The following is a 6,736-nucleotide window of genomic DNA, read 5'->3' as shown; positions in this document are numbered from 1 at the left end:
CGTTACCGGGTCAATTTCCTGTTCGACCGCGACACCTGGAAAACCGGGGAAGAGAGCGCCTGGCTGCGCCTGGCCCGGCCCTATGCCGGCGACACCCACGGCCTGCACCTGCCGCTGATCCAGGGCACCGAAGTGGCGGTGGCGTTCGAGCAAGGCGACCCCGACCGGCCCTACATCGCCCACGCGCTGCACGACAGCCAGCACCCGGACCACGTGACCCTGCGCAATTACCAACGCAACGTGTTGCGCACACCGGCCAACAACAAGCTGCGCATGGACGACACCCGGGGGCAGGAGCACGTCAAGCTGAGTTCCGAGCATGGCGGCAAGAGCCAGCTCAATTTGGGGCATGTGGTTGATGGGCAGAAGCAGAAGCGGGGTGAAGGGTTTGAGCTGAGGAGCGATGCCTGGGGCGCGATTCGCGGCGGCAAGGGCGTGTTCATCAGCGCGGACGAGCAGACCAAGGCCCAAGGCAACGTGCTGCACATGAGTGATGCGACTCGACGCCTGCAACAGGCGGGCGAGCAATTGCAGCAACTCTCTGCCGACGCTGAGGCCAGCCAGGCAGAGCCCGCCGATGTACAGGCGCAGCTGACACTGCTGAACGACCAGCTCAATGAGCTCAAGGCTGCGGTGCTATTGCTTAGCGCACCGCAAGGCATTGCCGTGAGCAGCGGCAAGCACCTGCAGCTGGCCGCGCAAGACAACCTGATGCTTAACGCCGGCGGCCAAGCGGACCTGAGCGTAGTCAAGCGTCTGTTCGTCGGTGTCGGTAGGGGGCTGAGCCTGTTCGTGCGCAAGCTGGGAATCAAGCTGATCGCCAATCAGGGCCCGATAACCGTCCAGGCGCAGAACGACACCCTGGAGCTGTTGGCCCGCAATGGGCTGTCGATCACCAGCACCGAAGACGCAATCAGCATCACCGCCAAGAAGAAGATCACCCTCAATGCTGGAGGCAGTTACATCACCCTCGATGCCTGTTGCATCGAAGCGGGGACCGAGGGTGATTACAACGTCAAGTCGGCGCACTTCTATTACAGCGGCCCGGCGAGCATGAAGGCTGCGCATGCGGAGTATCCCAAGCGCCAGTCGCCACAGCGGATGACATTGAAGCTGCCACAAGTCCCCAACGCACCCTCGGCAACCTGGGCCGGCATGCCCTACACGCTGTTTGCAGATGGAGTCGTGCTGCAGCAGGGCGTGGTGGACGAAAGCGGTGCGCTGAAGGTGGACCACCAGGTAGTGACCCGCCAGTACAAGGTGCAATTCGCCAATAACGTCAGCCTGCGGATTCCCATACCGGACCAATACAGCAATGTGGAGCAAGGCCACTTGGCCAATCGTGGCCTGCGTCGTCACACCTCCATTGCTGACCCTATCGCCAATGCACGCAATGAGTACATCAAGCTGTTTGATCAGGAAGGCCAAGCATGAGTCAGAGCGTAACTGTCGTACCCCTCGCATTTCAGTACACCGATGAATGCACCTTCACGCCACCCTGGTTCGTCGAGGAAACGGACTACGACCCCGTACTCGCTCGTTACACCCCCTTGGTCAACGGTGAAGAAACCTTCCGTACCGTGCACCTGGCCATAGCCGCCGCGCAGAAGTCGATCGACATCATCTGCTGGGGCTTCCAACCTTCGATGTACCTGATCCGTGACGGCAGCGCCCCTTGCCTGGGCGAGCTGCTGCTGGCCAAGGCCCGCGAAGGGGTGCAGGTGCGCATCCTGGGCTGGGAGATGCCGTTCAACACGGCGGGCTTTGCGGGCGAGGCGAACCTGCCGGGCAAGGGGCTGTTGCGCCTCAAGGACCGCGCCATGCAGAGTTCGACCGAAACGCAGTACGCCTTTGACCGGGACTGGTTCAAGCTCTGCGAGGCCGCTGACCGCCAGGCGGCCAAACGTGTTGGCGGTGGCTTTCCGGTGTTCGTCAGCCGTGGCTTCAGCTGGCGTGAGCGTGCCGAAATTGCCTACCAGGTAAAGCGCCACGGGCTTGATCCGCACATCAGCACCAGCATGCGCCAAACCCTGAAACTGACGGCCACCCATCACCAGAAGAGTGTGCTGGTCGACTTTGAACTGCCCGACAGCGCTGTCGGCTTCGTCATGGGCCACAACTTTCTCGACGAGTATTGGGACACCGACAAGCACTCGGCGCTCAACCGCAGCGAGCACAGCAAACCCGCTCCGGACCGCGGCCCGCGTGGTGTGCGGCCACGTCAGGACATTTCGAGCCAGGTCAGTGGCCCGGTGCTTGAACATCTGCACGCCAACTTCGCCACGGCCTGGCACAAGGAAACGGGTGAAGACCTGCTAGTCAATCGGCAAGCGCATGCCGTGGCCCAGGCGTTGAACCTCAAATCGGGCAGCGGCCAGCGGTTGATGTGCCAATTGCTGCGAACTCAACCGCAGATGAGCATGAAGCGTGAGATCGAGGCGTTGTACCTGCAGGCCGTGAACAACGCCACCCAGTTCATCTACATCGAGAACCAGTACTTTCGCTGGCCGCCGTTGGCCGAGGCAATCAAGAAAGCCGCGCTGGACCAGACCGGCGGCGGGCGCGATCCCGGTGTGCACGGCGCCTTGCACTTGTTTGTGGTCACCAACGCCACCGACGACGGCATTGGTGCCGGGACGGTGAACACGCAGCGGATGATCGAAAGCCTGGGGCGGGCCGAGACCATCCCGCAGGTGACCAAACTGCGCCGGATCGAACAGGTCAGGAAGGCCGCGCCACCGCGGCCACGGCCTGACGGTCCGAATGACCAGGTGGGCCGGCGTGCCCAGGCGAAATGGCAGGCGGAACTCGATGAGCAGATCAAAGAGATAGAAGAAAGCACGGTGGCGCCGGAAGACATACCGGGGTTGAAAGTGCATCTGTGCTCGTTGGTGGCGCCAGATTCACCGGCAAAGCAGCCGTGGATGCCGGTGTATATCCATTCGAAGTTGATGATTGTGAACGATGTGTTCACCACGCATGGCTCGGCGAATATCAATACGCGGAGCATGCAGGTGGACAGTGAACTGAACATTGCGCACGAGTGGGCGAGTGAGACACAGAAGTTGAGGCGGCGGTTGTGGAAACTGCATACGAATGGGGAGGGGGTGCAGGATAATCCCAAGGAGGCGTTTGATGCGTGGAGGGAGTTGATTGATGAGAATAGGCGCTTTCAGATTAAGAAGGCAGTTCCGAAATGCTCGCTTGTAGAGTTCTTCTACGATAAACCAGTCCTCAAGGATTTGGATTGATGCGATCATTTTTGTTTCCATTTTTCATGTTGCTTACGGCTTGTAGTGTGAGCGAAATTTCAGTGCGTCATAAGGTTAAGCAAATGGACTCTCTTCATGGTGTTAAAGTGAGCGCAACTTCCAGGTGTTTGCACGAAACGTTTCCGCCTGTATCAAGTGATGCTGATATTCTATTTGGCTATGCGCGCTGGTTGCAGAGAAATAATCAGCTAAGACGAGACGTTGGTGTCAATGTTCAAGTTGAGCGACTTTATCGGATCAGTGCTGAGCATGATCATTATAAAGCGAACATCAATTTGCAAAATGGCGCGGTGCGAGGGCACTTTAAGCTGCGCGGCTGGGAGCACTTGAGATTCAGTGAGAAATTGATTGAGGCTAAAGTTGCTACGGGTTATTTGTTTGTTGCCTATTTTCTTGAGCAGGGTTCGGCCGGTCTGCAGCAAGACTCAGAAATGGCACTTCGATACTATCGAAGGGCTGCTGACGAAGGGAGTGCGCTAGCTCAATATTATGTTGCAGAAAAGCTTGAGTCGATTGACGCTTTGTCTCAGGTCGCAAACGAAATGTATCGCTGTGCTGCTGAACAGGGGCACGGCAAGGCTTCCGTTGCGTTAGGGATAATACTTAGAGAGGGGGGTAAGTACCGTGAAGCACTTGAAGTGCTTCAAATGGGAGTCGCGGGTGGTTATGAACATTCTGCGGGACGATTGGGGAATGCTTTTCGAGTCCAACCTGCACACAGTACGCGTTACTTTGGCCTGGACGAAGATATAGAGCGTGCCGACAGGTACAAAGCAATATGGAGCATCCTCGCAAACTATTCTTATGCCGATCCAAAAGTTCCTGAAATCAACGAAATCGTACCCCTCCCACCCGCAAAATTGCCACCGTGGGACGGGAAGCTGCAATGGCTGGAAGCACGCCTGGCAAACGTTCCACCAGAGAAACCTAGCGAAGCCCTTATTCAAAAATTGGCCAAGGAAAAACTGCTCGACCCGGCCACCGGCAAACCCCTGCCAGGCTCTCCCGCATTGAGCAAGGCCGACTTCCCAATCATGGTATGCGCCAGTGGCCAAGCCTGCCCAGAAAGTGGCTACTGGAAAGTGATGTACAGAGGGGGAGACCACATTCGGTATTTTAATGAGGGCGAAGTCATGCCGACTCATTTGATGGTCTGGACGCACCCTCGACCATGGCCGTTGCGAGATAAGCCCATGCAGCGGGAAATACACGTGGAGTGGGGGCTGCTTGGGTGAAAAGCAGCCCGGATGGACATCGCCCGTGGGTTGGCAAGTTCAAGCCGCCAGAGAAGCGAACCGGCGCTGTTCACCCCTGCGCAAACTGCCGCAGCTTCTCGCCATCGAGCCGATAGCGAATCCACTCATCCTGCGGCTCGGCCCCCAGCGACTGGTAGAAGCCAATCGCTGGCTCATTCCAGTCCAGCACGCTCCACTCCAGCCGCCCGCAGCCGTTTGCGACCGCTTCGCGGGCGATGTGCCGCAGCAATTCACGCCCAGCACCGCCGCCACGTTGCTCGGGCGTGATGTACAGGTCTTCCAGGTAGATGCCGTTGCGCCCCAGCCAGGTCGAGTAGCTGTAGAAGTACACGGCAAAGCCGATCGCCTGCCCGTCGCGCTCGCAGATCAGGCTGTGCACCGTGCTGCCGTCATCGAACAGGGTGCGCTCGATATCGGCGACGCTGGCGATCACTTCGTGGCGGGCGCGCTCGTACTCGGCCAGCTCGGTGATGAAGCCCAGAATCTGCGCGGCATCACTACGCACCGCAGGGCGGATGGTCAGGCTCATGCTTGGGTTCCTTGTGCTGCAGAGGTGGCGGTACAGTGATGTGTATCTGCGTAATTAACCATAACTGTACCGGTCGCAGGGCAGGGCGACTGCGCTAGTGTGACAGCACTCATAACGATACTGGAATGCCTGCCATGCTTGCCTCTGCCGACCTGCTCACGGCCTTCATGCTGTTTGCCTTCGTGTCCTCGATCACCCCGGGGCCCAACAACACCATGCTGCTGGCCTCGGGGGTGAACTTTGGCGTGCGCCGCTCGATCCCCCATGCCATGGGCATCAGCCTGGGTTTCATGGTCATGGTGCTGGCGGTCGGCCTGGGGCTGGGCGAGGTGTTCAAGGCGTGGCCGGTGCTGTACACCGTGCTGCGCTACGTGGGGGCGGCCTACCTGCTGTACCTGGCGTGGAAGATCGCCACCGCCGGGCCGCTGAGCGCCGAGTCGCCCAATGCGCGCAAGCCGATGGGCTTTTTCGGCGCGGCGGCGTTCCAGTGGGTCAACCCCAAGGCCTGGGTCATGGCGGTGGGGGCCATCACCACTTACACGCCGGCCCAGGGCTATGTGATGAACGTGATCGTCATCGCCGCGCTGTTCGCCCTGGTCAACCTGCCCAGTGTGGGCATCTGGGTGATGTTCGGCAGCGCATTGCGCAAGCTGCTGCAGAACCCGCGTTGGCTGATGCTGTTCAATGTCCTGATGGCCTTGCTGCTGGTGATTTCGCTTTATCCGCTGCTGTTTGTAGAATCGGCACCCTGATAGACCGCCGAGTACAGTAAACCGATGCAATTGATTCCCTGGTCCCACGACTGCTCCGAAGGCTTCACCCTGCGCGGCTGGCGCTCGGAGCCCAGTGGCAAGCCGTTGCTGCACTTCGTGCACGGCAACGGCTTCTGCTGCCTGGCCTACCTGCCGCTGCTGATGGACCTGGCCGAGCATTTCGACCTGTGGCTGTGCGACGTGCAAGGCCACGGCGACAGTGACCACGGCGGCGAGTTTCGCGGCTGGAACCGCACGGCGGCGCTGGCGCTGGAAGCGTTCGAAGGTGGCCGCGGCGAGTACGGCGACGTGCCCCGCCATGCCTTGGGGCACAGCTTTGGTGGCGTGCTCACCGGGCTGATGCTGGCCAGTGCACCGGGCCTGTTCGCGCGTGCCGTGCTGCTCGACCCGGTGCTGTTCAGCCGGCGCATGATCGGCACCATGGGCATCGCTGCGCGCCTGGGCCTGCACCGCAGCCATGCCCTGGCGCGCAAGGCCGCCAGCCGGCGCACGCACTGGCCCGACCGCGAGGCGGCGCTGGCGTCGCTGCAGGGCCGGGGGATTTTCAAGGGCTGGAGCGATGCCGCGCTGCATGCCTATGTCGAGCACGCCCTGGGCGATTGTGGCGAAGGCGTGGTGCTCAAGTGCCGGCCCAGCCGCGAGGTGGATATCTTCAGCTCGTTCCCGGCGCGCATGTGGGCGCAACTGGCCGCCATCGAAGTGCCGACCTTGGTGCTGTATGGCGCGCGCACCTATCCCTTCGTGCCGCGTTCGGTGCAACGCCTGGCTCGCATCAACCCGCAGGTGAGCGCCCGTGAAGTGGCCGGTGGGCACTGTTTCATGCAGGAAGACCCGGCCACGGCGGCGCAACAGGTGGTGGATTTCCTGCAAAACGGCTCAACTGTTCCACTTGTGGGACGATGAGTG

Annotated in this window: 6 protein-coding genes; 5 read left to right on the top strand and 1 reads right to left on the bottom strand. The window is 60.4% G+C overall.

Features of this window, described 5'->3' with window-relative positions; genetic code table 11:
• From ACIPG5_RS19145 to ACIPG5_RS19135, 3 genes are all read left to right on the top strand, one after another.
• Positions 1-1,434: DUF2345 domain-containing protein (locus tag ACIPG5_RS19145; RefSeq protein ID WP_401377159.1), on the top strand; the 1,434-nt coding region annotated here is incomplete at its 5' end.
• The gene (locus ACIPG5_RS19140; protein WP_401377156.1) at positions 1,431-3,251 is read left to right on the top strand and encodes a phosphatidylserine/phosphatidylglycerophosphate/cardiolipin synthase family protein; all 1,821 of its coding nucleotides are present in this window, start codon (positions 1,431-1,433) and stop codon (positions 3,249-3,251) included. The genes ACIPG5_RS19145 and ACIPG5_RS19140, both read left to right, overlap by 4 nt.
• Positions 3,251-4,507: a sel1 repeat family protein gene (locus ACIPG5_RS19135; RefSeq protein ID WP_401377153.1), complete on the top strand. Its 1,257-nt coding sequence runs from the start codon at positions 3,251-3,253 to the stop codon at positions 4,505-4,507. Before ACIPG5_RS19140 ends, ACIPG5_RS19135 begins: the two co-directional genes overlap by 1 nt.
• Positions 4,508-4,577: 70 nt before the next feature.
• Here the strand turns inward: ACIPG5_RS19135 and ACIPG5_RS19130 are convergent, their stop codons facing one another.
• Entirely contained in the window at positions 4,578-5,057 is a 480-nt protein-coding gene (locus tag ACIPG5_RS19130) for a GNAT family N-acetyltransferase (protein WP_401377151.1), read from the bottom strand.
• Positions 5,058-5,182: 125 nt separating this feature from the next.
• Here ACIPG5_RS19130 and ACIPG5_RS19125 point away from each other — a divergent pair, with 125 nt between their 5' ends.
• Together ACIPG5_RS19125 and ACIPG5_RS19120 are read left to right on the top strand one after the other, a co-directional pair.
• A complete protein-coding gene (locus ACIPG5_RS19125) occupies positions 5,183-5,809 on the top strand; it encodes a LysE family translocator (RefSeq protein ID WP_286914367.1) in 627 nt (208 codons plus the stop codon).
• A 24-nt stretch (positions 5,810-5,833) separates the two neighbouring features.
• Positions 5,834-6,733, top strand: a complete 900-nt coding sequence (locus ACIPG5_RS19120) for an alpha/beta fold hydrolase (protein WP_401377148.1) — start codon at positions 5,834-5,836, stop codon at positions 6,731-6,733.
• The last annotated feature ends 3 nt before the right edge of the window (positions 6,734-6,736 follow it).

Origin of the sequence: Pseudomonas sp. NPDC087029 (genome assembly GCF_044745345.1) — a bacterium.
GTDB lineage: Bacteria > Pseudomonadota > Gammaproteobacteria > Pseudomonadales > Pseudomonadaceae > Aquipseudomonas > Aquipseudomonas faucium.
Note: the sequence above shows the minus strand (reverse complement) of the source record. Positions and strands in the feature narration are given on the sequence as shown.

Coding starts and splice junctions, on each gene's coding strand:
- ACIPG5_RS19135 (WP_401377153.1), top strand. CDS start 3,251: ATGCGATCATTTTTGTTTCCATTTTTCATGTTGCTTACGGCTTGTAGT.
- ACIPG5_RS19140 (WP_401377156.1), top strand. CDS start 1,431: ATGAGTCAGAGCGTAACTGTCGTACCCCTCGCATTTCAGTACACCGAT.
- ACIPG5_RS19120 (WP_401377148.1), top strand. CDS start 5,834: ATGCAATTGATTCCCTGGTCCCACGACTGCTCCGAAGGCTTCACCCTG.
- ACIPG5_RS19130 (WP_401377151.1), bottom strand. CDS start 5,057: ATGAGCCTGACCATCCGCCCTGCGGTGCGTAGTGATGCCGCGCAGATT.
- ACIPG5_RS19125 (WP_286914367.1), top strand. CDS start 5,183: ATGCCTGCCATGCTTGCCTCTGCCGACCTGCTCACGGCCTTCATGCTG.